Raw genomic sequence first — 23,715 nt, forward strand, 5'->3', positions numbered from 1 at the left:
GTCGCGAGCCGCGCCGGGGTGGCCATCCGGGTCGGCGCCGCCGCGGCCTGAGCGCGCGCCGCATCCCGCCGCGCATTGCGCGCCGCCGGCCCCGCCTCTACATCGGAGCCATTCCAGACAGGGAGGCGCGGGGCGTTTGGACGGATCAGCGGCGGCATCGCGCGAGCCCCCTCGACGGCCCCTCGGGAAGGACGTCCGCGTCGGGCTCTTCGTCACCTGCCTGGTCGACCTGTTCCGCCCCTCGGTCGGCTTCGCGGCCGTGAAGCTCCTGCAGGACGCGGGCTGCATCGTCGACGTGCCGGTCCAGACCTGCTGCGGCCAGCCCGCCTACAACTCCGGCGACCGCGCCACGACGGCGACCGTCGCGGCCCAGGCGATCGAGGCCTTCAAGGGGTTCGACTACGTGGTGGCGCCCTCGGGCTCCTGCGCGGGCATGATCAAGCGCCACTACCCCGAGCTCTTCGCCGACGATCCGACCATGCGCCGCCGCGCCGAGGAGCTGGCGGCCCGCACGCACGAGCTCGTGTCCTTCCTCACGGACGTCATGGGCGTCGCCCGCGTCGACGCCGCCTTCGACGGCTCCGTCACCTACCACGACGGCTGCTCGGGCCTGCGCGAGCTCGGAGTGCGCGAGCAGCCGCGCCGCCTGCTCGGCACCGTGCGGGGGCTCGACCTCGTGGAGTCGGCCGACACAGACGTGTGCTGCGGCTTCGGCGGCACCTTCGCGGCGAAGTACGGCGAGCTGTCCAATGCCATCGTGGAGCGCAAGGTGGGCAACGTCGTCGGCAGCGGCGCCCGCACGCTGGTGGCCGGCGACCTCGGCTGCCTGATGAACATCGCCGGCAAGCTCAGCCGCATGGGCTCGCACGTCGAGGTGCGCCACGTGGCCGAGATCCTCGCCGGGCAGACCGAGGCGGCGCCGATCGGCGCGCCCGACGCCGCCAAAGCCTGAGCGGAGGCCCGCATGACCATCCATCCGACCTCCCCGCAGTTCAAGGAGAACGCCCACGCGGCGCTGGAGGACCGCGAGCTGCAGCGGGCGCTCGGCCACGTGCGCTCGGCCTTCATCGCCAAGCGCGCCGCGGCCGCCGAGGCCCTGCCCGAGTTCGAAGCGCTGCGCGACTCGGCGCGGGACATCAAGGCCCACACGCTGAAGCACCTCGACCTCTACATCGAGGCCTGGGAGGAGAAGGTCACCGAGGCGGGCGGCCACGTCCACTTCGCCCGCGACGCCGCGGAAGCGCGGGAAGCCGTGCTCGGCATCTGCCGCCGCGTCGGCGCCCGCACGGTCACCAAGGGCAAGAGCACGATCTCGGAGGAGATCGGGCTCAACGCCGCCATCGAGGCGGCCGGCCTCGTGCCCGTCGAGACCGACCTCGGCGAGTATCTGGTGCAGATCCGCGGCGAGGTGCCGAGCCACATCATCGCGCCGGCCGTGCACCTCACCCGCGACCAGGTCGAGGCCGACTTCCGCCGCCACCACGCCCACCTCGACGATGCGCGCGACATCTCCACCCACGCGAGCCTCCAGGCCGAGGCGCGCGACGTGCTGCGCGAGCGATTCCTCGCGGCCGACGTCGGCGTGACCGGGGCGAACTTCCTCGTGGCCGAGACCGGCACCTCGATCATCGTCACCAACGAGGGCAACGGCGACCTCACGCAGCTGCTGCCGCGCGTCCACGTGGTGCTGGCCTCGATCGAGAAGCTCGTGCCGACGCTGGAGGACGTGAGCCAGCTCCTGCGCGTGCTGGCGCGCTCGGCCACCGGCCAGGAGATGAGCGTCTACACAACGCTGTCGACCGGGCCGCGCCGCCCCGACGACCCCGACGGGCCGGACGAGTACCACGTGGTGCTGATCGACAACGGCCGCTCGTCCATGCTCGGCACGGACTTCGAGGAGATGCTGCGCTGCATCCGCTGCGGCGCCTGCATGAACCACTGCCCGGTCTACCACGCGGTCGGCGGCCACGCCTACGGGTGGATCTACCCCGGCCCGATGGGCGCCGTGCTGACGCCGGCGCTGATCGGCGTCGAGACGGCCGGCCACCTGCCGAACGCATCCACGTTCTGCGGCCGGTGTGAAAGTGTGTGCCCGGTGCGCATCCCCCTGCCGAAGCTGATGCGCCACTGGCGCGAGCGCGAATTCGAGCGCCACCTGCAGCCCGCCACGGTGCGGAGCGGCCTGAGGTTCTGGGGCTGGTTCGCCACGCGGCCGAAGCTGTACCGCGCCGCGACGTCCCTCGCCATGCGGGCGCTGCACGTGGCGGGTGGCGCCAAGGGCCGCTTCGTGACGCTCCCCTTCGCGAGGGGCTGGACCGAGTACCGCGACATGCCGGCGCCGCAGGGCGGCACCTTCCAGAGCCAGTGGGCCGCGAAGCGCGGCCGCCAGGGACGCGCCGCATGAGCGCCGCCGGAGGCGGGGACGCCCGCGGCGCGGTGCTCGGCACCATCCGCCGCTCGCTCGGCGTGACGGGCCGCGAGGCGCCGCGGCGGGACGCGGTCGCGGCCCGCATCGCCGCGGCGCGGCCGGGCGTGGTGCCGGCGCGCGGGCAGTTGCCAGAGGCCGAGCGCCTGGCGCTGTTCTGCGCCAAGGCCGAGGCTTCGGCCGCCACGGTGGAGCGGGTGGCCGGCGCCGCCGAGGTGCCGGCCGCGGTGGCGCGCTTCCTGCGCGACGCCAACCTGCCCGCGCGGCTCCGCATGGGCGCCGACCCGCGGATGGAGGCCCTGCCCTGGGCCGACACCGCGCTCGACGTCTCGACCGGCCCCTCGGACGGCTCCGACGTCAACGGCCTCTCCTGGGCCTTCGGCGGCGTGGCCGAGACCGGCACGCTGGCGCTGCTGTCCGGCCCCGACAACCCGACCACGCTGAACTTCCTGCCCGACAACCACGTGGTCGCCGTGTCGGCGCGCGACGTGGCCGGCGACATGGAATCCGTGCTGGCGCGGGTGCGCGAGCGCTACGGCGCGGGGCGGATGCCGCGCACGCTCAACTTCGTCACCGGCCCGTCGCGCTCCGCGGATATTGAGCAGACGCTCATCTTGGGCGCACACGGGCCGCGCCGGCTCCACATCATCTTGGTCGAGGGCTGATTTTCGGCCCTTTCGGCGCGAACGGATCACCGCTTCAGGCGTTCACGGCTCAGCTGACGCCTTGGATGGCGCGAGGAGTACGGGCATGAGACTGACGCTTTCCGCCGGCATCGCGGCCTCAGCTCTGTTGGCGACTTCGGCCCTGCTGGCGGCCTCGCCGTCCTTCGCCTGCGGCACCGGCAAGGTCCTGTTCTCCGACGACTTCAAGCAGGTCGACGCGTCCTGGGGCTTCGACAGCCCGGACGTGTCGGTCGAGGAAGGCAAGGTCAAGGTCAAGCCGCAGCCCGACATCTCCAACCTGCTCGTCTACAAGGGCATCCTGTTCACCGACGCCGACTACTGCCTGACCGTGCGCGTGCCGAACAAGCTCAGCGACAACGACAACACGATGGCGGGCCCGATCTTCTGGTCCAAGGACTACGACAACTATTACATGTTCATGATCACCCCGAGCGGCTTCGCCGAGATCACCCGCAAGGTGAACGGCAAGTGGATCGACGTGGTGGAATGGAAGCAGAGCCCGGACATCAAGCGCGCGACCGGCTCGCAGAACCTGCTCGAGGTCAAGACGGACGGCGGCACGATCTCGACCTTCATCAACGGCAAGCCGTTCGCGAGCGTGAAGGGCCAGGCGCCGGAGGGCGGCGGGCAGATCGGCATGCGGGCCCAGTCCGAGAAGGACCAGACCGACACCTGGAAGTTCTCGAACCTGCAGGTGACGGCGGTGGACGGCGCCGCGGCCGTCGACGCGGCGCCGAGCGCGCCGGCCCCGGCCACCGTGGCACCGAAGGCGCCGGACGCGCCCGCCGCAGCCGATCCCGCCCCCGGCACGGCGGCCCCCAAGGCGCCCTGATAGCGCCTGCCCCGCCGACCGGGGCTGTGTCCCGAGTGCAACAGAACGGTTGAAAACGGCCGTCCGCGGCGGCGCGCGGGACGGGCGCCGAGCCCCGCGACACGGAACCACCGCATTGTCGGCCTAGCGAGACGCATGGGCCGCAGCGGCCCCGTGGCGCCGCATCCGGCCCCGGGGAGCCCGCGCGTTCGGGCCCGCGTCGCGATGGGCATGGATCGGATGACGGCTGAGATGAAGCGCAATCGGGTGTCGCGGGCGGCGCTCCTCGCCGCCGTGGCGGGTCTGGCGACCGGCTTCGCATCGGCGGCCCTGGCCCAGTCCTCGCCGCTGCTGTCCCCCACCCCGCTGGCCTCGACGCCCGCCCCGGCGGCACCGGCCGCGACCGGCGCGCCGCCCCCCGCCGCCGCGGCGCCGGCCATCACCCTGCCGGCCGTGCCGGCGGCCCCGCCCGTCGCGGCCTCGCTGCCCAAGGTGCCCGCCGCGACCCAGCCCGACGCCGCCGCGGCCGCCGGCACCGTCGTCTCGACGCCTCCGGCCGCGACGGCCGCCGCCCCGGCCGCGCCCGCCATGCCCGCGGCCCCGGCCGAAGCCTCGGCTCCGACCGCGGCGCCCGCGCCCTCCACCCCCGTCGTCGTCGCCAAGAAGAAGCGCGTCGCCCCGCCCGCGCCCCCGCGCGAGACGGCGCTGTCGACCGACCCCGAGCCGACCCTGACGGCGGAAACCTTCTTCGCCACCGCCAAGGCGTCCGAGCGCTACGCCGCCATCGCGGACGCCGGCGGCTGGCCCGAGATCGCCGGCCCGGTGTCGCCCGGCGCTTCGGGCAAGGCCGTGTCGACGCTGCGCCTGCGCCTCGCCATCGAGGGCGACCTCGGCAAGGCCGAGGGCGGCGACCCGGCGGACCTGTCCGCCGGCATGTTCTCGCAGAAGTGGGGCACCGACCTCACCGCCGCCGTGAAGCGCTTCCAGGCGCGCCACGGCCTCAAGGACACGGGCGTGGTGGCGGGCGCCACCCTCAAGGCCATGAACGTGCCGGCGCGCACGCGCTTCACCGAGCTCGCCTCCTCGGCGCAGCGCCTCGCCGGCCGCAACATCTCCTTCGCGGACCGCTACGTGGTGGTGAACATCCCCTCGGCCTCGGTCGAGGCGGTGGAGAACGGCAAGGTGGTGCACCGCTACGTGGCGGTGGTGGGCGGGCCCGAGCACGCCTCGCCCGAGGTCGACGCCAAGGTGCAGGCCGTCAACCTCAACCCGACCTGGACGGTGCCGACCTCGATCATCAAGAACGAGATCATCCCGCACATGCAGAAGGACCCCGGCTACCTCAGCCGGCAGCGGATCAAGATCCTCGACGGCGCCGGCAACGTGATCAACGCCCGCTCGATCGACTGGACCTCGCAGAAGGCCACCAACTACATCCTGCGGCAGGACTCGGGCACGTCGAACGCGCTCGGCAACATCCGCATCAACATGCCGAACAAATACGCCGTGTACATGCACGACACCCCGTCCAAGCGCTTCTTCGGCGGCGACTACCGCTTCCTGTCGCACGGTTGCGTGCGCGTGGAGGGCGTGTTCGACCTCGCGGCCTGGCTGCTGGAGGGCACGGGCGGCTCGCCCGCCGGCACCTGGACCCGGGACGCCATGCTGGGCCAGGTGAAGACCGGCGAGCACGAGGACATCAAGCTGTCGAAGCCCGTGCCGGTGGCCTGGGTCTACCTCACCGGCTGGGCCGACCCGTCCGGCACCGTGCAGTTCCGCGACGACGTCTACGGCATCGACACGGTGGGGGCCAACGTCCAGGCCGCCAACGACCCGATCGCCACGGCCATCAACAAGAACTGAGACAAGCAGCGGAGCGCCTCCATCCTCCCTCGTCCTGAGCAGGGCGCGGGATGGTGGAACGCTCCGCTCCTGTGCCCCGCAGATGATCGACCCCGCCCTCGCCGAGTTCCTCACCGTCACCGGCCTGCTGACCCTCGGCGGCCTCGTGCTGGTGCCGCGCGCCGTGGTCTGCGTCGGCGCGGGCGCGGTGCTGGGCTGGGCCGCGGTGCTGCCCTCCCTGCTGGGAACCGCCCTCGGCACCACGCTGGGCTTCCTCCTCGCGCGCTTCGTGCTCGCCGGCGTCATCCGCCGCTTCGTGGCGCGGCGGCCCAAGGTCGGCTCCGTGCTGCGCGCCGTCGAGTCCGAGGGCTGGCGCGTGCTCGGCCTCTTGCGCCTGGCCTCGCCCGTGCCGGGCCCGGCCATCAACTTCGCCTGCGGGGTGTCCCGCATGGGATACGCCGAATACATTCTGACGACCGTGATCGGCGTGCTGCCGCAGACCGTCCTCTTCGTCTACCTCGGCCGGACCGGCAGCGAAGCGTTGGCGAGCCGCTCGCCGTGGAGCCTGAATGGGCTGACGGCCGCGGTCGGCATCGCGCTGACCATCGTGGCGCTGTGGCGTCTGAAGCTCGCCGCCGCGCGCCAGTCGGCCCGCATGCTGGCCGACGGCGAGGCCTGACCGGCTCGACGGGCGGGCTCCATCGGAAGTAGCATCTCGCGCGAGACGCGCGCCGACCCTCGGCGCCTCGCGGAGATGACCCGACCTTGTCAGACGCGCCGCCGTTCCGCTCCGCCGACCCGGTCACGGACCGGATGGCGACCTTCCTGGCCTCGATCGGCATCCCGGTGCTGGCGGCGGACCTGCCGGACCGCTGCTTCGTGCCCGGCATCCGGCTCGACCGCGGGCGCCTCCTCGTCGACGAGGCGCGGATGATCTGCCCCGGCGACCTGCTGCACGAAGGCGGCCACGTGGCCGTGATGGCGCCAGCGGTGCGAACCGGCAGGGCGGTCGACGCCAGCAACGACATGGGCGACGAGATCGCCGCCATCGCCTGGTCCTGGGCGGCGCTGACCCACCTCGGCCTCGCGCCCGAGGTCGTGTTCAGCCCCCTCGGCTACAAGGGCGCCGCCCCCTGGCTGATCGAGACCTTCCGGGCCGGCCATGCGCCGGGCCTGCCGCTGCTCCAGTGGATGGGCCTGACGCTCGACGAGCGCTCGGCGGCCGAGCGCGGCACCCTGCCCTTCCCGCACATGCAGCGCTGGCTGCGCGAGGAGCCGCCGGAGGCCGCGGATTGACGGGCGACGGCGAGCTGCCCGGCCTCGCGCCGGGCGACCTCGGGCCCGCGGTGGCGCGCCTCGCGCCCGGCCGGCGCCTCGTGCTGGTGGGCGCCGACCGCCGCGGCGCCTCGGAGCTGCTGTGGGCCGAGGCCGACCTCGGCCGCTCGGTGCTGTTCCTCGCCCCCGCCGACGCGCGCGGCGCCGGCGCGGTGGTCGGCCGGCTGCTCGACGACCTGGGGGACCTCGCGCTCGCCCGCTGGCCGGACTGGCCGGGCGCCGAAGCCGGGCCCTGGCGGCGCGCCGCCGGAAGACTCGCCGCGGCCGGGCGGGCGCCGCGCCTGCGCAGGGCCGACCCCGGCACGGAGTTCGCCGGGCTGCGGGGCGCCGTCGACCCGCGCGGCCTCGCGGTCGTGGCCGAGGTCGATCCCGCCTCGGCGCGCCGCGCGCGGGGCACCGTGGAGGCGCTCGAATGGTGCGCGGCCCGCGGCGCCCCCACGGTGGCGCTGCTGCCGCACCGCCCGGCGCCCGAGCCGCCCTACGACCGCCTGCTCTACGGCGCCCGCGCGCTCCTCCCCGCTCCCGAGCCCGCCGCCGAGCGCTTCATCGCCCAGCCCGGGACGCCTCACCCCGGGAGCGAGACGGAGCGGCGGATCAGGGCCGCGCTCGACCGCGACGCCGAGCTCGGCCCGCTGTTCGCCTGCAACCGGCTCGTGACCGACGCCGGCCTGCGGCGGCCGCGCGTCGACCTGCTGTGGGCCGCGGGCCGCGTCGTGGTGGAGCTCGACGGGCCGGAGCACCGGGCGGGGCCGCAATACGGGGACGACCGCCACAGGGACTACGAACTGCTCGTGGCGGGATATTATGTGCTGCGAATCACCAACGCCCAGGTGGCGGCCGACCTGCCGCGCGAGATCGAGAAGATCCGCGCCGTGGTCCGGTTCAGCCGGGAAAGGACCACGCGATGACGGACGAGCTTTCGCCGAGCCAGGCGCTGGCGCTGTGGGGGCTGCTGGCACGGCAGGGGCGCATCGAAGAAGGTAAAGGCAAGCGCAAGCCGGACCTCGAAGAATTGATCAAGGGCGGTTTCGCCGAAGCCGATGGACCGTCGAAGACGGTGTCGCTGACGGATCGGGGGTGGAACTGGGCGTCCGAGCATCTGGCGGCACCGTCGCTCGACAAGCAGCCGGTGCTGGTGCTGTTCCTCGCCCGGCTCGGCGAGCACCTCGCGAGGAGCGGCGAATCCCTGGCCGGGTTCATCGGGGATGCGCCGCCGCTGCCCGAGCCGGCGGCCAAGCCGAAGACAACCAGAGCCAAGGCTCCTCCGAAGGACAGGGCGCCTCCCAAGCCCAAGGCTCCGCCGAAATCGAAAGCCCCGACCGCGCCCGTGCTCCGCAAGATGATCGAGGAGGCCTACCTGCGCGCTTCCGGCGGCGTGCGCTCCGAACCCGTGCGGCTGTCGAAGCTCCGCGCCGAGCTCGGCGACCTCGACCGCAAGACGGTCGACGCCGGCCTCGCCCGGATCCTGAAGGCGAAGAAGGAGGCGGCGAGCCTCAGCCAGATCAGCGACAACAAGGCCATCGACGCGGCCGAGCGCGACGCGGCCTTCAGCCCCGCAGGCGACCCGTTCCACCTCATCCGGATCAAGTGATGACGAGCGATCTCGCCGCGCTGGAGCGCGCGGATTTCGACTGGGTGCGGACGCTCGACAGCGTGTGGAGCGACGCCGAGGCCGTGGCGGGCGGCCCGAACGAGGCCACGGTCGCGCAGATCGCGGCCGACCTGTTCAGGACGGCCAAGGACCTCGGCTCGCGGCCCGGCGGCCGCGTGATGGTGGGGCCGCCGGGCGTCGGCAAGACCCACATGGTCGGCCGGCTGCGGCGCGAGGTCTGGGCCAAGGGCGGCTGGTTCGTGCTGCTCGACGTGCTCGGGCTGCAGGACTTCTGGCGCACGGCGGCGCTCAGCTTCGTCACCGCCCTGCTCCACGACATGTCGGACGGCCGCCGCCAGCTCGAGGCCGTGCTGGCCGGCGTCGCGCGTCGCTTCAACATCGAGGAGCAGGTCGAGACGGCCTTCGCCCTGCCCGACCTCGACCCCGTCAAGCTCGTCGAGGTGTTCCAGCGCGTGCTGCCCATGGTGGACCGCAGCAAGGCCATGGAGCACGGCGACGTGTTCCGGGCCATGTGCTTCCTGCGCTCGCAGGACTTCATGGCGGCGAGCCTCGCCCACGCCTGGCTGCAGGGCTACGACGCCGACCCCGAGCGCCGCACGAAGCTCGGCTTCTTCCGGCCGCCGCCGGAGCCCGCCAGGATCGTCGCCGGCCTGTCCTGGATCATGGGCATCGCCGGCCCGACACTGGTCGCGCTCGATCAGATCGACGGCGTCATCGACGCGAGCCGGCTGCCCGGCGACGACGGACAGGACGGCCCCGGCTTGGCGGAGGTGCTGGCAGCCGGCCTCGTGGAACTCCACGACGTCCGCCACCGCGGCATGACGGTGCTGGCCTGCCTTGAGGAGTCCTGGAACCGCCTCAGGTCGAGGGGCACGAAGGCCTTCGAGCAGCGCCTCACGCCGCCCGCTCCGGTGCAGCTCATCGGCATGAACGATCGCCGGGCGGCGGCCGGCCTCGTGGCGGGACGGCTCGCCCCCGCCTATGCCGAGGTCGGTCACGTCCCGACCTATCCGACGTGGCCGTTCCCGCGCGCCGTGATCGACGCCGCGGCGTCGACCGGCATCATGCCCCGCCTCCTGCTGATGCGCTGCGACGCGTTCCGACGCGACTGCCTGGCGCGCGGCAAGGTCGCCGAATGCCCGAGCCTGATCGGCGACGCGCCGCCGCCGCTTCGTCCGCTTGTCGACGGCGAGGGCTTCGACCTCGAAGCGGCGAAGCATCGGGCCGAGATCCCCGACGCTGCTGCCGTCGAGGACGCCCCGCTCGGCCGCCTGCTGCGCGACGCCTTCGACCTCTACGCGCTGGAAACGCCGCCGCGGGAAGACACCGACATCGCCAGCAAGGGCGACCCCGAGCAGCGCATCCCGCCGCTCCACGGCCGCCTCACCTTCACCTACCATGCCGAGAACGACCGCGAGCGCCACGTCTGCTACCGCGGCCTGCCGCAGACCAACGCCATCGCGTTCGGCGCCCGGCTGCGGGCGGCGCTGACGAGTTCCGGCATCTCCGCGAATATCGCCGGGCGCGATCTCGTCCTGGCCCGGCGCGGGCCGATCCCGGGCGGCCCGAAGACGCGCGAGCTGTTCGACCGCTTCACCAGGGCGGGCGGCATCGTCATCGACCCGCTGGACGAGGACCTGCGCACCTTCGCGGCCCTGCGCGACATGCGCGCCTCGGCCGAGGCGCACGGCCAGCGCGACGCCTTCGAGGCTTGGCTGCGCGAAACGAAGCCGCTCCGCGCCACCGCCTTCTTCAAGGCGGCGGTCCCGGGCGATGAGCCGACGGCACGCTCGACGGGCTCGGGCCCGGCGGACGAGCCGAAACCCGAGCCCCTTGCACCCGCACCGCGCCCGCGGCCTTCATCGAACCCGCGCGCGGCCGATCCCCCCTCGGCCGAGGCGGCGCCCGAGCCCGCCAAACCTCCCCCTCGCCCGCCCCGTTCGCCCGACGACATCGTCCCGGTCGGCCGCTTCGGCGACGGCGCCCCCGCGGCGGTGCGGGTCGACCTCCTGCCGCGCCACACCGCCATCCTGGCGGGCTCGGGCTCGGGCAAGACGGTGCTGCTGCGGCGCGTCATCGAGGAAGCGGCGCTGCTCGGCGTGCCGGCGGTCGTGGTCGATCCCAACAACGACCTGTCGCGCCTCGGCGACCCCTGGCCGGAGCGCCCCGCCGCCTTCACGGCGGAGGACGACGCCAAGGCGGTGCGCTACGCGCGCGACGTCGAGGTCGTGGTCTGGACGCCCGGCGCGCGGGCCGGCAACCCGCTGTTCCTGTCGGTGCTGCCCGACTTCTCGGCCGTGCGCGACGACCCCGACGAGCGCGACGCCGCGGTGGAGATGGCCGCGGAAGCGCTCGGGCCGCTGTCGGGCGCGAAGAGCCAGAAGGAGCGCGGCGTGCTCTACGGCGCCCTCAACGCCTTCGCGCGGCGCGGCGGCGGCGACCTGAAAGCCTTCATCGCCCTGCTGTCCGACCTGCCCGAGGACGCGAGCGAGATCGGCGGAGCCGCCAAGCTCGCCGCGACCCTGGCCGACGGCCTGCGCTCCGCCGTCGCCACCAACCCGCTCCTGCGGGTCGACGGCCCGGTGCTCGACCCCGCGACGCTCTTCGCCGGGGCGGATCCGGCGCGCACCCGCGTGTCGGTGATCAACCTCGCGGCGCTCGGCTCCGACGCGGCGCGCGAGGACTTCGTCAACCGCCTGCAGATGGCGCTGTTCGGCTGGATCAAGCGCAACCCCTCGGAGCGGGGCCGCCTCTACGCGGTCGACGAGGCGCAGACCTTCCTGCCCGCCGCGGGGAAGGTCGCCGCGAGTTCGGCCAGCGGGCGCAGGCTCGCCGCGCAGGCGCGCAAATACGGGCTCGGCCTCGTCGTCGCCACGCAGGCCCCCAAGGGCATCGACACCCAGATCGTGTCCAACTGCACGACGCAGTTCTTCGGGCGGCAGAGCTCGCCCGCCACCATCGCGGGCGCGGCCGAGATGATGGCGGCGAAGGGGGGCTCCGCGCCCGACATCGGCAAGCTGTCGAGCGGCCAGTTCTACTTCGCCACGGAGGGCATGGGCCGGCCGCGGCGGATCGAGGCGCCGCTCTGCCTGACGCACCACCCCGCCAACCCGCCGAGCCCCGACGAGGTGGTGGCGCGGGCGGCGCGGACGCGGGCCGCCGATTGACCGGGTGCCGCCGGTCTCGCTCCGGGCTGCGGTCGCTCGGCTCGTCGCGCCGCCGTGGTGCCGCCCTCCAGGGCTCATGACAGCCCCTGGGCAGCGTCCCGCCGGCGTGCTTCACTCCCCGCTGGCAGCGCCGAAGGCGCGCCGTCGAGCGGAGGGATGACATGCGCGGGCTGATGATGGACGTGCCGCTGCTCGTGTCCTCCATCCTCCGGCACGCCGAGGCGGTCCACGGCGACGCCGAGATCGCGTCGCGCGACGCCGGCGGGGGCGTCGAGCGCACGACCTACGCCGACCTGGCGTCGCGCAGCCGAAGGCTCGCCCGCGCGCTCGACCGCCTCGGGCTCGGCCCCGGCGACCGCGTCGGCACGCTCGCCTGGAACGGCGCGCGCCACCTCGAAGTCTATTTCGCGGCGTCGGGCTCGGGCCGCGTCTGCCACACGGTGAACCCCCGCCTGTTCCCCGGCCAGATCGTCGACATCGTCGCCCACGCGGGCGACGCCGCGCTCTTCGTCGACCCCGGCCTCGTGCCGCTCGTCGAGTCGATCGCGGACCGGCTGCCCGCGCTCCGGGCCGTGGTGGTGCTGGCGGGGCGGGACGGCGTGCCGCGCTCCGAGCGCCTGCCGAACCTCCTGTGCCACGACGACCTGATCGCGGGCGAGCGCGACGACTACGCCTGGCCGGAGCTCGACGAGCGGGAAGCCGCGGGCCTGTGCTACACGTCCGGCACCACGGGCGCGCCGAAGGGCGTTCTGTATTCCCACCGCTCCACGGTGCTGCACGCCCTCGCCATCTCGGTGCCGGACGGCTTCGGCTTCGCGGCGGCCGACGCGGCGATGCCGGTGGTGCCCATGTTCCACGTCAACGCCTGGGGCCTGCCCTACGCCGCCGCTATGGCGGGGGCGAAGCTCGTCATGCCGGGGCCGCGCCTCGACGGCGCGAGCCTGCACGGGCTGATCCGGGACGAGGGCGTGACGCTGACCGCGGGCGTGCCGACCGTGTGGATGGGCCTGCTCGACCACGTCGAGGCGCGGGGCGAGACGCTGGCCCCGCTCCTGCGCGTGGGCATCGGCGGCTCGGCCTGCCCGCCCGCGATGATCGAGCGATTCGCGGCGCTCGGCGTCGACGTGGTCCACGCCTGGGGCATGACGGAGACCAGCCCCGTCGCGGTGGTGAACCGGCCGAAGCGCGCCCACGCGGGCCTGCCCCGCGAGGCGCGGCTTGCGCTCGGCCGCAAGCAGGGCCGCCCGCTGTTCGGGGTGGAGCTGCGCGCCGTGGGGCCGAACGGCGAGGCGGTGCCGCGCGACGGCGAGGCCTTCGGCGCCATGCTGGTGCGCGGCCCCTGCGTGGCGGAGCGCTACTACGGCTCGGAGGGCGACGAGGCCTTCGCCGAGCCGGGCTGGTTCGCCACCGGCGACATCGTGACGGTGGACCCGGACGGCTTCGTCGAGATCGTCGACCGCGCCAAGGACGTGATCAAGTCGGGCGGCGAGTGGATCTCCTCCATCGAGCTCGAGAACATCGCCGTGGAGCATCCGGCGGTGCGCGAGGCCGCCGTGGTGGCGCGGCCCGACCCGCGCTGGGGCGAGCGGCCGGTGCTGTTCGTGGTGCTGGCCGAGGGCGCGCATTTCGACGAGGCCGCCATGGCGGCGCTGTTCGCCGGCCGGGTGGCCCGCTGGATGGTGCCGGGCGAGCTGCGTGTCGTGCCCGACCTGCCCCACACGGCCACCGGCAAGCTGCACAAGGCGGGCATCCGCCGGATGCTGTGACCGGCCCGGCCCCCGCCGTCCTGACGCCGACGGCCGGCCGGTGCTACAATGCCCCCGCGCGGGGGCGGTCCCGCGAATCGCGCGAGGAGCCGAACCGCTGCTGATCCCCGACAATGCCGAATGGCTGCTCGCCGACGTCGACCGCGTGCTCGGCCCGGTGGCGACGCCCGTGGGCTTGATCCTGACGGTGGGCGTCGCGTGCCACGTGCTGCTCAACAAGCGCGAGGTCGCGGCCGCCACGGCCTGGATCGGCTTCACCTTCATCGCGCCCGTGTGGGGCACGCTCTTCTACTTCCTGTTCGGCATCAACCGCGTGGTGCGGCGCGCCCAGAAGGCGCGGCCGGCCCGCACGCCGCGCCGCCGGGCCACCGACCACCACCATTCCCACGACCTGCCCGACCACCTGGAAGCGCTGGAGCGCGCCGTGCGGCGCATCAGCGGCCGCAAGGCGGAGCGGCGCAACGCGGTGGCGACCTTCCACGACGGCGACGAGGCCTACCCCGTCATGCTGGACGCCATCGCGGAAGCGCGGAACAGCGTCGCGCTGTCGAGCTTCATCATGCGCCACGACGGCATCGGCGAGCGCTTCGCCCAGGCGCTGCTGGCCGCGAAGGGGCGCGGCGTCGAGGTGCGGGTGCTGGTGGACGGCATCGGCTCCGGCTATTTCTCGCCCATCAAGCGCCGGCTCGACCGGCTCGGCGTGCCGGCCGCGCAGTTCATGCACTCGGTCCTGCCCTGGCGCATGCCGTTCCTGAACCTGCGCAGCCACAAGAAGATCCTGGTGGTGGACGGCAGGGTCGGCTTCGCCGGCGGCCTGAACATCTCCGACCTGAACCTCCTGGCGGGGCACCCGAAGACGCCGGTGGCGGACACGCATTTCCGCTTCGAGGGGCCGGTGGTGACGCAGCTCCTCGACGTCTTCGCCCACGACTGGAGCTTCGCCACGGGCGAGGACATCGAGGGCGAGCGCTGGTTCCCCGACCCCGACGAGGTGGAGGCGGGCGAGATCCTGGCCCGCGTCGTCACGGCCGGACCGGACCAGGACCTGGAGAAGATCCGCTCCGTGCTGATGGAGGCCTGCGCCTGCGCGCAGACCTCGATCAAGGTGATGACGCCCTACTTCCTGCCCGGCGCCGAGACCGTGTCGGCGCTGACGCTGGCCGCGCTGCGCGGCGTGCGGGTGGACGTGATCGTGCCGAGGCGCTCCGACCACCGCTTCGTCGACCTCGCCATGCGGGCCCACGTCGGGCCGCTGATCGAGGCCGGCGTGCGCTTCTGGCTCGGGCCGGCGCCGTTCAACCATTCCAAGCTGATGGTGGTCGACAAGCTTTGGAGCTTCGTCGGCAGCTCCAACTGGGACATGCGCAGCCTGCGGCTGAACTTCGAGATGAACGTCGAGGTCTACGACGAGGCGCTGGCGCTGGAGCTCGACGCCTTCATGGTGCGTCACCAGCAGGCGAAGCTGAAGCGCCGCGACCTCGCCGCCCGAAGCCTGCCAGTGAAGCTGCGCGACGCCGCACTCCGTCTGCTGCTGCCCTATATCTGACGGCGTGCCGCGGCGCCTGCTCCTCGGCCCGCACGAGCCGCACCGCGATGGGGCGGTGGTCCGAGGTGGTGCGGGGCAGCACGCGCGCCTCCGCGCAGGCGAGGCCGCGCGCGAGGCAGCGGTCGAGCCGCACGGGCACGAGCTCCCCCATCATGTGGGTCGGCCGGCGGGGCCCGACGTCGCGGAAGCCGGGCAGCAGGCAGGGGCCGACGAGGTTGAAGTCGCCGAGCACGGCGGCGCGCTCGGGCAGGTGGAGCGCGATGGCGCGGAGCTGGCGGCGGTTCAGCCGCTGGCCGTGCGACAGGTGCACGTTGGCGATGCCGACGTCGCCGATCTCCACGATCTGGCACACGCGCTGCACCAGCGAGCCCGGCGGCAGCGGCCGCACGGAGGGCACCTCGCGCCAGGGCTTCGGGCTCCACATGCCGAGGCCGTGGATGCGCCCCGGCAGCGGCGCCCAGGCGTAATGCCCGCCGAGGCGCGCCGGCAGGTCGTTGAAGCGGCTCGTCGCCTCCTGCATCAGCATGAGGTCGGGCTGCTCACGCGCGATCAGCGCCACCACGTCGTCGAGCGAGGCGCCCACCGTGCGCAGCAGGTTCCAGCTGACGATCTTGAAGCCGGGGTCGCCGGGCGCGTCCGGTGCCGGGTGGCCGGGAGGCGGGCCGTGGTGTCCCGAACTGCGCGGCGGCTTCATGGACGCTCCCGGTCGATCCTGAGGGCCTGCTCATGCACCGGCCGGGGCGCGGCGGCAAGGGAGGGGAAGGGCGGCCCGCGGCGTCCGGACCGTCACCGCGAGCGGAGCGAAGCGGTCCAGGCCGCGCGCTCCGCCGAACGCGTCGGGGTGGCGGCTCCCTCCGGATGGATCGCTTCTCGCTCCGCTCGCGATGACGGTGCGCGGGTCGGCGAGCCCTCCTCGATGGGGCGTTCGACCCCGTCGCGGCCGGGCGCGGGAAGCGCTATCGTGGGCCCCACGCCGGTCCCGCCGGCGCGGAGGCCGGCCCTTGAAGATCTCCCTGTTCATCGGCTGCTTCAACGACACGCTGTTCCCCGACACCGGCCGCGCCGTGGTCGAGGTGCTGGAGCGGCTCGGCCACGCGGTCGACTTCCCGCTCGCGCAGACCTGCTGCGGGCAGATGCACAACAATTCCGGCTACGGCGCCGACGCCACGGCGCTGATGCGGCGCCACCTCGACGTCTTCGACGGCGCCGAGACGGTGGTGTGCCCCTCGTCCTCCTGCGTGGTCACGGTGCGCCAGGCCTATCCGCGCCTCGCCGCCGCGACCGGCGACGCCGCGCTGCTCGACCGAGCCCGGGCCCTCGCCGGGCGCACCTTCGAGTTCGCCGAGTTCCTGGTGAAGAAGCTCGGGCTCGAGGACGTCGGCGCCTACTACCCCCACCGCGTCACCTACCATTCCACCTGCAACTCGCTGCGCGGGCTCGGCCTCGGCGACGCTGCGCTGAAGCTGCTGCGCGGCGTGCGCGGGCTCGACCTCGTGGAGCTGCCGGGGGCGGAGCAGTGCTGCGGCTTCGGCGGCACCTTCGCGGTGAAGAACGCCGAGACCTCCATCGCCATGCTGACCGACAAGCTCGCCGCCATCCGCGGCACGGGCGCGGAGGTGTGCACGGCGGTCGACAACTCCTGCCTCATGCACATCGCCGGCGGCCTGTCGCGCGAGCGCTCGGGGCGGCGCACGCTGCACCTGGCCGAGATCCTGAACTCCGTCGAGGGGAGCATGGCGTCGTGAGCACCGACACACCCGTCCACGAGGGCCCCGGCATCCTCGTCGAGCGCCCCTTCCCGGCCGCGGCCCGCGACGCGCTGAAGGACGCGCAGCTCCGCCGCAACATCGGCAAAGCCACCACCACCATCCGGGCGAAGCGCCGGAACGCCGTGGCCGAGATGCCGGACTGGGAAGCGCTGCGCGACGCGGGATACGCCATCAAGCGCGACGCCCTGCGCCGGCTCGACGAGAACCTGCTGAAGCTCGATGCCTCCGTCACGGCGGCGGGCGGCACCGTGCACTGGGCGCGCGACGGCGCGGAGGCCAACCGCATCGTCGGCGACATCCTCGCGGGTCACGGCGCCGAGGAGGTGCTGAAGATCAAGTCGCTCACCACGGACGAGACGGGCCTCAACGGCGCGCTCGAGGCCCGCGGCATCGACGCCATCGAGACCGACCTCGCCGAGGTCATCGTGCAGAAGGGCGGCGACCGCTCGTCCCACATCCTGGTGCCGGCGATCCACCGCAACCGCGCCGAGATCCGCGCCATCTTCAAGCGCGAGCTGCCGGACACGGACGACCTCACCGACGATCCGAAGGCGCTGACCGCCGCGGCGCGGCGCTACCTGCGCGAGAAGTTCATGACCGTGCCCTGCGCGGTCTCGGGCGCCAACTTCGCGGTCGCCGAGACGGGGTCGGTGGCGATCTTCGAGTCGGAGGGCAACGGCCGCATGTGCCTGACGCTGCCGCGCGTGCTGATCACCGTGATGGGCATCGAGAAGGTGGTTCCGCGCTGGGACGACATGGCGGCCTTCCTGCAGCTCCTGCCGCGCTCGTCCACGGCCGAGCGCATGAACCCCTACAACTCCGTCTGGAGCGGCACCCGCGCCGGCGAGGGGCCGGAGGAGTTCCACCTCGTGCTGCTCGACAACGGGCGCACCGCGGTGCTGGCCGACGAGGCGGCGCGCGACACGCTGAACTGCATCCGCTGCTCGGCCTGCCTCAACATCTGCCCGGTCTACGAGCGCACCGGCGGCCGCGCCTACGGCTCGACCTATCCGGGGCCGATCGGCGCCATCCTGACGCCGCAGCTCGACCCCTCGGCCGAGGCCGCGACGCTGCCCTTCGCGTCCTCGCTGTGCGGGGCCTGCTACGAGGTGTGCCCGGTGAAGATCGACATCCCGCGCATCCTGGTCCACCTCCGCTCGAAGGCCAACGCCGCGAAAGGCACCACCGGCGAGGCGCTCGCCATGGCCGCCATGGCGCGGGTGTTCGGCAGCGAGCGGCTCTACGCGCTGGCGCAGCGCGCCGTGGCCGTGGGGCAGCGGCCGTTCGTGCGCGACGGGCAGATCCGCGCGCTGCCCGGCCCGCTGGCCGGCTGGACGGCGATGCGCGACCTCGCGCCCGTGCCGAAACAGTCGTTCCGCGGCTGGTGGGCGGAGCGGAAGCGGTGAGCGCCGCCCGCGACGCCATCCTCGGCCGCATCCGCGCGGCCCTCGGCGACGCTCCCGCCGAGGCGCCCGTGCCGCGGAGCTTCCGTCGCGCCGGCACGGCGGACCGCGCCGCGCTGATCGCGGGCTTTGCCGAGAAGGCCTCCGCCTACAGGGTCCGGGTCGAGCTCTGCGGGGCCGCCGAGGTGGCCGCCACCGCGGCCCGCCTGCTCGGCGAGCGCGGCCACGTGCGGCTCGCCGTGCCGGCCGGCCTGCCCGCCGGCTTCGCCCCGGAAGGGTTCGACCTCGTGCCCGACGAGGGGCTCGACCGGGCGACCCTGTCGGCGGTCGACGGCGTCATCACGGCCTGCGCCTGCGCCATCGCCCAGACCGGCACGATCGTGCTCGACCACGGCGCCGGCCAGGGCCGCCGCGCCCTGACCCTGCTGCCCGACTACCACCTGTGCATCGTGGAGGCGGGGCGCATCGTCGACCTCGTGCCGGAGGCGGTGGCCCGCATGGAGCCCGCGGTGAAGGCCGGGCGCCCGCTCACCTTCATCTCGGGGCCCTCCGCCACCTCCGACATCGAGCTCAGCCGCGTCGAGGGCGTGCACGGGCCGCGCACCCTGGACGTGATCGTGGTCCGCGACGCCTGAGGCTCCGCGCCGCTGGTCCCGCGGCCGGCCGCGCACCATCTCCCGGACATGAACACGGGGCCGGCGCGCGGCCCCGGAACGGGCGGGACGGGCGCATGCGGGTCATCATCGCGGGCGGGTGCGCCACCGGGGCGGCGACCGCCCGCCAGCGCGCCGCGCGGGGCGCGGAGGTCGACCCGCGCCCCTCCGACCCGCGCCGGCTGCCGGGCGCCGCGGCCGGTGCCGCGTGAGGCGCGGCCTGATCCTCGCCGGCGGCGCGGCCGTCGTCGCGATCGTCGCGGCAGCGGCGCTTCTGCCCGGCGCGCCGCCGCATCCGGCCGGCGCATCGGCAGCGGGCGGGGCGGCCGACCCGGGCCGGGGCGCCTCCGTGTTCGGCGCCTGCTCGGCCTGCCACACGGTCGGCCGCGGGGGCGCCGACGTCGACGGCCCGAACCTCTACGGCGTCGTGGGCTCGCGCGTGGCGGGGCGGCGCCCCCGCTACGGCTACACCCAGGCCCTGCGCGACGCCGGCGGCACCTGGACCGAGGACCGGCTGAGCGCGTGGCTGACCGACCCGGCCGCCTTCGCGCCCGGCACCGCCATGCACTTCGCCGGCCTGCCCGACGCGCGCGACCGCGCCGACGTCATCGCCTTCCTGGCCACGCAGGCTCCGGCGCGGGAGTGAGGCCCGGCACCGGATCGCGGGGCCTCGCGTTGGGGTGTCGAGGCGCACCTGCGACGCGGGCGCCGAACGAGCCAGGGAGGACCATCGCATGAGTATGCCAGCGCCCGAACCGACGCCCCCCGCCGAGCCCTTCCCCACGCCCGGCACGCAGCCGAACCCGCCGGAGGTGCCGACCGACCCGACCCCGGTCGAGGACCCCGGCGTCGGGCCCGACGTCATCGACCCCGGGGTCGGCCAGCCGGGCATCCCCGGCGGCGAGCCCGACGTGCCCGGCGCCGTGCCGGGCGGCCCCATGGTGGCGTGATGCGGCCGGACGATGACGGGGCCGCCCTGGACGGCAGGGGCCAGGCCGAGATCGAGGGCCGCGCGAAGGCCGGGACGGCGGACGCCCCCGCGCCCGGCGCGCCGCCGGCCGGCCCGCACGGGACGCCGGAGCTGACGGAGCCGGGGGCGACGCCGGGGACCGGCGCCCTGCCCGATCCCGGCCCGGACGACGAGGCCGACGCCGCGACGGGCTGACCTCGGCGGCCGCCCGGAGCGTCACGCCTCGGGCGGTGCCGGGTGCCGCGCCGCGGCGCCGATCTCGCGCGCCAGCCGGTCGATCCGGCGCAGCGTCACGCCCAGGAAGATCAGCACCAGCCCGCCGACCAGGCAGGTGATCTCGGTGCCGAACTGCGCGTCGCTCGGCGCGTGCCGCGTGGTGAGGAGGCCGAAGGCGACGATCAGCACCCCGCAGGCGACGGCGAGCAGCCCCACGGCCGCGCCCTCACGCCGCCGCGGCCAGGACCGCGCGGCCGAGCTCGACCTCGCGGGCGCGGTTGATCCGCGTCATCACCTCGGCGAGGTCGGGACGGCGGGCGAGGTTGCCGGCGTAGAGCGTCGCCGCGGCCGCGACGAGCCGCCCCGCGCGGCCGAGCGCGTCGTCCGCCATCTCGATCATGCGCAGGTTGGGCCAGGCGATCGGCCGGATGGCGTGCACGCGCTCCGCGATCTCCGCCTCGCCCTGCTCGGGATGCGCCTGGGCCAGCAGCATCGTCATGGCGGCGGTGGAGCGCGAGATGCCCATGTGGCAGTGGACCAGGAGGTGGCCGTCCCCCTCGCCGCCCCCCGGGGCGGCCGCGAAGGCTTCGCGGCCCCACATCAGGATGGCGTCCACGTCCGCCCGCTCCGGCAGCACGAGGCCGGGGCCGGGCTCGATGTCGTCGTTGAAATACAGCGTCAGGCGCCGCGGGGCGCCGTAGCGCGCGAAGGCCGGGTGGTCCTCGCGGCCGGGGTCGACGATCGACAGGGCGTGGGTGACGCCGCGCTCGGCGTGCGATTCGAGCTCGTCGAGCCCGCAGACGGTGAGGAGGGAGAAGGCACGGCTCATGCCGGGCTGGCTAGCACGGCGCGGCGCCGGGCTCCACGCTTTCCCGCCCCGCCGGCGCGCCACCGCTTGCGCAATCCGCCGTGCCGCGCAAAAGTCTCCGCCCTTCACGGTTTCCCGCCGAAGGTTCCGCTTTCCCGAGTCCCGGCCCACGCCGCGGGCTTCGGCACGTCACGTCGAGGATCGGGTCCCGTCATGAAAGTCACTCTCGAGCGCGCGGCCCTCCTGAAGGCGCTGGGGCACGTGCAGCGCGTCGTCGAGCGCCGGACCACCATCCCGATCCTGAGCAACGTCTTGGTGCGGGCCGGGGCCGGCACGCTGCGCCTGAAGGCGACCGACCTCGACCTCGAAGTCACGGAGGAGTTGCCCGCCGACGTGGCGCAGGAGGGCGCCACCACCCTGCCGGCCCACACGCTGCACGACATCGTGCGCAAGCTGCCGGACGGCTCGCAGGTGACGCTCGACATGGGCGGCGACACGGGCCAGCTCGTGCTGCGCTCCGGCCGCTCCCGCTTCCAGCTCCAGTGCCTGCCCGAGAGCGACTTCCCCGACCTCGCGGCCGGCGAGATGAGCCACCGCTTCGCCCTGCCGGCCGGGCAGCTGAAGCACCTGATCGACAAGACGTCCTTCGCCATCTCGACCGAGGAAACGCGCTACTACCTCAACGGCGTCTACCTCCACACGATGGAGCGCGACGGCGAGACCGTGCTGCGCGTGGTGTCGACGGACGGCCACCGGCTCGCGCGGGTCGAGATGCCGGCGCCGCAGGGCTCCGCCGGCATCCCCGGCGTGATCGTGCCGCGCAAGGCCGTGGCCGAGATCCAGAAGCTGATCGAGGATCCGGCCAGCGACGTGACGGTGGAGATGTCGGCCACCAAGATCCGCCTGACGCTCGGCGCCGTGGTGCTGACCACCAAGCTGATCGACGGCACCTTCCCGGACTACGGCCGCGTGATCCCGGCCGGCAACGACAAGATGCTGGTGGTGCCGAAGAGCGCCTTCGCGGCCGCGGTGGACCGCGTGTCCACCATCTCGGCCGAGCGCGGCCGCGCCGTGAAGCTGGCCCTCAGCGACGGCAAGCTGGTCCTCAGCGTCAACAACCCCGACTCGGGCTCCGCCACCGAGGAACTCGACGTCGAATACGACGCGAGCCCGCTCGATATCGGCTTCAACGCCCGCTACCTGCTCGACATCACGGCGCAGCTCGACAGCGACACGGCCTTCCTCAAGCTCGCCGACCCCGGCTCGCCCACCCTGGTCCAGGACCGCGAGGGCGCCCCCGCGCTCTACGTGCTGATGCCGATGCGGGTGTGACCCGCCCGCCGCAGCGCCGGATACGACTTCCTTAACCGGACCTCGGCACGATCAGCGCCTCGGAGGCGACCCGCCTACCATGCGGAGACGGCATGATCGATGTCGAGCTGATCGGCGCCCCGGCCTTCACGGTGGCGGTGGCGGGCGACGTCTTCACCTATGCGTCCATCAACGGCCGCCTCGCCGACGTGATCGGCGTCGCCCCGTCGGCCTTCGTGGGCCAGACCCCGGACAGCCTGCTGTCGGCGGACTACGCTGCGGCCGTGCTCGGCCACTACCGCCGCTGCGTCGCCGAGCGGGTGTCGGTCGACTTCGAGAGCTTCTACGACGCCCCCGGCGGCGGCCGCTGGTGGCACACCACCGTGACGCCGGTGCTCGACCCTGGAGACGGCCGGGTCGCGCTGCTGGTAGGCCTCGGCGTCGACATCACGCCGCGCAAGGACGCCGAGCGCCTCGCCCGCGAGGTGGACCAGCGCATCGCGCTCGCCATGGACCTGCTGGAAGGCGGCTTCTGGCACTACACCATCGCCAGCCACCGCTTCAGCACGTCGCCCCAGCTGAGCCGCCTCGTGGCCGGCGACGGGGCGGGGCCGCTCGACGGGCCCGGCTACGCCGCCTTCGTGCTGCCGGAGGACCAGGGGGCGACCGACTTCGGCGCCCTGGTGCGCGGCGAAGCGGACGCCCTGTCGGCCGAATACCGCGTGCGGACCGCCGACGGCCGCCTGCGGTGGATGTCGTGCCAGCGGCGGCTCACGCGGGACGAGGCCGGCCGGCCCGAGAACATCGTGGGCGTGGTGGTGGACATCACCGACCAGAAGCTCCGCCACGAGGCCCTGGCGGCCGAGGCCGCCACCGACAGCCTGACGGAGCTCGCCAACCGACGCAGCTTCGAGGCGCAGGGCGGGCGCATGGCGGCGGAGGCGCGGGCCGACGGCGCCTTCGGCCTCGTGCTCCTCGACCTCGACCGGTTCAAACCCGTCAACGACACGCACGGCCACGCGGTCGGCGACGCCGTGCTGCGCGAGGTCGCGGCGCGGCTGCGGCGGCACCTGCGGCCCGGCGACGTGGCGGCGCGCCTCGGCGGCGACGAGTTCGCCGTGCTGCTGCCGGGCGCCACGGAGGACGTCCTCGCCGGCCTGTCGCGGCGCCTGGTCGAGGCCGTCGGCCGCCCCGTCGCCACCGTCGCGGGCCGGGTCGAGATCGGCGCCAGCGCCGGCGCCGCGCTGTGGCGCACCGCGGACCGCACGCTCGCGGCGCTGGTCGAGCGCGCCGACGCCGAGCTCTTCGCCGTCAAGCGCGGCGGGCGCGGCGCCTGGCGGGTCGCCGCCTGACGCCGGAGCCGCTCCGGCTCCAGACCTCGTCACCCGTCTTCGC

At 74.2% G+C, this 23,715-nt stretch carries 24 protein-coding genes; 21 read left to right on the top strand and 3 right to left on the bottom strand.

Features of this window, described 5'->3' with window-relative positions; translation table 11 throughout:
- The first annotated feature begins 136 nt into the window (after positions 1–136).
- From L7N97_RS07235 to L7N97_RS07290, 12 genes are all read left to right on the top strand, one after another.
- Positions 137–952 carry a (Fe-S)-binding protein gene (locus tag L7N97_RS07235; RefSeq protein WP_237477650.1) on the top strand — a complete coding sequence of 272 codons (816 nt, stop codon included), beginning with the start codon at positions 137–139 and terminating at the stop codon, positions 950–952.
- A gap of 12 nt (positions 953–964) precedes the next feature.
- Positions 965–2,404: a lactate utilization protein B gene (locus L7N97_RS07240; RefSeq protein WP_237477651.1), complete on the top strand. Its 1,440-nt coding sequence runs from the start codon at positions 965–967 to the stop codon at positions 2,402–2,404.
- Positions 2,401–3,090, top strand: a complete 690-nt coding sequence (locus tag L7N97_RS07245) for a LutC/YkgG family protein (RefSeq protein WP_237477652.1) — start codon at positions 2,401–2,403, stop codon at positions 3,088–3,090. The genes L7N97_RS07240 and L7N97_RS07245 overlap by 4 nt, the downstream gene beginning before the upstream one ends.
- Before the next feature lie 85 nt (positions 3,091–3,175).
- The gene (locus L7N97_RS07250; protein WP_237477653.1) at positions 3,176–3,943 is read left to right on the top strand and encodes a hypothetical protein; all 768 of its coding nucleotides are present in this window, start codon (positions 3,176–3,178) and stop codon (positions 3,941–3,943) included.
- 231 nt (positions 3,944–4,174) lie between these two features.
- Positions 4,175–5,785, top strand: coding sequence for a L,D-transpeptidase family protein (locus L7N97_RS07255; RefSeq protein ID WP_237477654.1), 1,611 nt, complete (start codon positions 4,175–4,177; stop codon positions 5,783–5,785).
- A gap of 82 nt (positions 5,786–5,867) precedes the next feature.
- Positions 5,868–6,443: a TVP38/TMEM64 family protein gene (locus tag L7N97_RS07260; RefSeq protein ID WP_237477655.1), complete on the top strand. Its 576-nt coding sequence runs from the start codon at positions 5,868–5,870 to the stop codon at positions 6,441–6,443.
- A gap of 86 nt (positions 6,444–6,529) precedes the next feature.
- Positions 6,530–7,060 carry a hypothetical protein gene (locus L7N97_RS07265; RefSeq protein WP_237477656.1) on the top strand — a complete coding sequence of 177 codons (531 nt, stop codon included), beginning with the start codon at positions 6,530–6,532 and terminating at the stop codon, positions 7,058–7,060.
- Positions 7,057–8,007, top strand: coding sequence for an endonuclease domain-containing protein (locus L7N97_RS07270; RefSeq protein ID WP_237477657.1), 951 nt, complete (start codon positions 7,057–7,059; stop codon positions 8,005–8,007). The genes L7N97_RS07265 and L7N97_RS07270 overlap by 4 nt, the downstream gene beginning before the upstream one ends.
- Positions 8,004–8,690: a hypothetical protein gene (locus L7N97_RS07275; RefSeq protein ID WP_237477658.1), complete on the top strand. Its 687-nt coding sequence runs from the start codon at positions 8,004–8,006 to the stop codon at positions 8,688–8,690. Before L7N97_RS07270 ends, L7N97_RS07275 begins: the two co-directional genes overlap by 4 nt.
- The gene (locus tag L7N97_RS07280; protein ID WP_237477659.1) at positions 8,690–11,878 is read left to right on the top strand and encodes a helicase HerA domain-containing protein; all 3,189 of its coding nucleotides are present in this window, start codon (positions 8,690–8,692) and stop codon (positions 11,876–11,878) included. Before L7N97_RS07275 ends, L7N97_RS07280 begins: the two co-directional genes overlap by 1 nt.
- A 161-nt stretch (positions 11,879–12,039) precedes the next feature.
- Entirely contained in the window at positions 12,040–13,644 is a 1,605-nt protein-coding gene (locus L7N97_RS07285) for a long-chain fatty acid--CoA ligase (RefSeq protein ID WP_237477660.1), read from the top strand.
- Positions 13,645–13,684: 40 nt separating this feature from the next.
- Complete coding sequence (locus L7N97_RS07290; RefSeq protein WP_237477661.1) at positions 13,685–15,190, top strand: phospholipase D-like domain-containing protein; 1,506 nt, start codon at positions 13,685–13,687, stop codon at positions 15,188–15,190.
- Here L7N97_RS07290 and L7N97_RS07295 read toward each other — a convergent pair.
- Entirely contained in the window at positions 15,081–15,884 is an 804-nt protein-coding gene (locus tag L7N97_RS07295; RefSeq protein WP_237477662.1) for an endonuclease/exonuclease/phosphatase family protein, read from the bottom strand. The genes L7N97_RS07290 and L7N97_RS07295 overlap by 110 nt on opposite strands.
- 307 nt (positions 15,885–16,191) lie before the next feature.
- Here L7N97_RS07295 and L7N97_RS07300 point away from each other — a divergent pair, with 307 nt between their 5' ends.
- The 7 genes from L7N97_RS07300 (at position 16,192) to L7N97_RS07325 (ending at position 20,180) form a co-directional block, all read left to right on the top strand.
- A complete protein-coding gene (locus tag L7N97_RS07300; RefSeq protein ID WP_237477663.1) occupies positions 16,192–16,935 on the top strand; it encodes a (Fe-S)-binding protein in 744 nt (247 codons plus the stop codon).
- Complete coding sequence (locus tag L7N97_RS07305; protein WP_237477664.1) at positions 16,932–18,365, top strand: lactate utilization protein B; 1,434 nt, start codon at positions 16,932–16,934, stop codon at positions 18,363–18,365. The genes L7N97_RS07300 and L7N97_RS07305 overlap by 4 nt, the downstream gene beginning before the upstream one ends.
- Positions 18,362–18,997: a LutC/YkgG family protein gene (locus L7N97_RS30170; protein ID WP_237477665.1), complete on the top strand. Its 636-nt coding sequence runs from the start codon at positions 18,362–18,364 to the stop codon at positions 18,995–18,997. The genes L7N97_RS07305 and L7N97_RS30170 overlap by 4 nt, the downstream gene beginning before the upstream one ends.
- Before the next feature lie 95 nt (positions 18,998–19,092).
- Positions 19,093–19,227 carry a hypothetical protein gene (locus tag L7N97_RS29685; RefSeq protein ID WP_255721628.1) on the top strand — a complete coding sequence of 45 codons (135 nt, stop codon included), beginning with the start codon at positions 19,093–19,095 and terminating at the stop codon, positions 19,225–19,227.
- Positions 19,224–19,661 carry a c-type cytochrome gene (locus L7N97_RS07315; RefSeq protein WP_237477666.1) on the top strand — a complete coding sequence of 146 codons (438 nt, stop codon included), beginning with the start codon at positions 19,224–19,226 and terminating at the stop codon, positions 19,659–19,661. The genes L7N97_RS29685 and L7N97_RS07315 overlap by 4 nt, the downstream gene beginning before the upstream one ends.
- An 88-nt stretch (positions 19,662–19,749) precedes the next feature.
- Positions 19,750–19,965 (top strand): hypothetical protein, encoded by a 216-nt coding sequence (locus L7N97_RS07320; protein ID WP_237477667.1) that lies wholly within the window; start codon positions 19,750–19,752, stop codon positions 19,963–19,965.
- Positions 19,965–20,180 carry a hypothetical protein gene (locus L7N97_RS07325; protein ID WP_237477668.1) on the top strand — a complete coding sequence of 72 codons (216 nt, stop codon included), beginning with the start codon at positions 19,965–19,967 and terminating at the stop codon, positions 20,178–20,180. The genes L7N97_RS07320 and L7N97_RS07325 overlap by 1 nt, the downstream gene beginning before the upstream one ends.
- A 21-nt stretch (positions 20,181–20,201) precedes the next feature.
- Here L7N97_RS07325 and L7N97_RS07330 read toward each other — a convergent pair whose 3' ends face one another.
- On the bottom strand, positions 20,202–20,417 hold the full coding sequence (locus L7N97_RS07330) for a hypothetical protein (protein WP_237477669.1): 216 nt from the start codon (positions 20,415–20,417) through the stop codon (positions 20,202–20,204).
- Positions 20,418–20,427: 10 nt separating this feature from the next.
- A complete protein-coding gene (locus L7N97_RS07335) occupies positions 20,428–21,030 on the bottom strand; it encodes a tyrosine phosphatase family protein (protein ID WP_237477670.1) in 603 nt (200 codons plus the stop codon).
- 192 nt (positions 21,031–21,222) lie between these two features.
- On the opposite strand from L7N97_RS07335, the gene dnaN reads away from it, so the two are divergent.
- Positions 21,223–22,341 carry a DNA polymerase III subunit beta gene (gene dnaN, locus L7N97_RS07340; protein ID WP_237477671.1) on the top strand — a complete coding sequence of 373 codons (1,119 nt, stop codon included), beginning with the start codon at positions 21,223–21,225 and terminating at the stop codon, positions 22,339–22,341.
- A 92-nt stretch (positions 22,342–22,433) separates the two neighbouring features.
- Positions 22,434–23,672: a GGDEF domain-containing protein gene (locus L7N97_RS07345; RefSeq protein ID WP_237477672.1), complete on the top strand. Its 1,239-nt coding sequence runs from the start codon at positions 22,434–22,436 to the stop codon at positions 23,670–23,672.
- Positions 23,673–23,715 lie beyond the last annotated feature (43 nt).

This window comes from Lichenibacterium dinghuense (assembly GCF_021730615.1).
Classification (GTDB): Bacteria; Pseudomonadota; Alphaproteobacteria; order Rhizobiales; family Beijerinckiaceae; genus Lichenihabitans; species Lichenihabitans dinghuensis.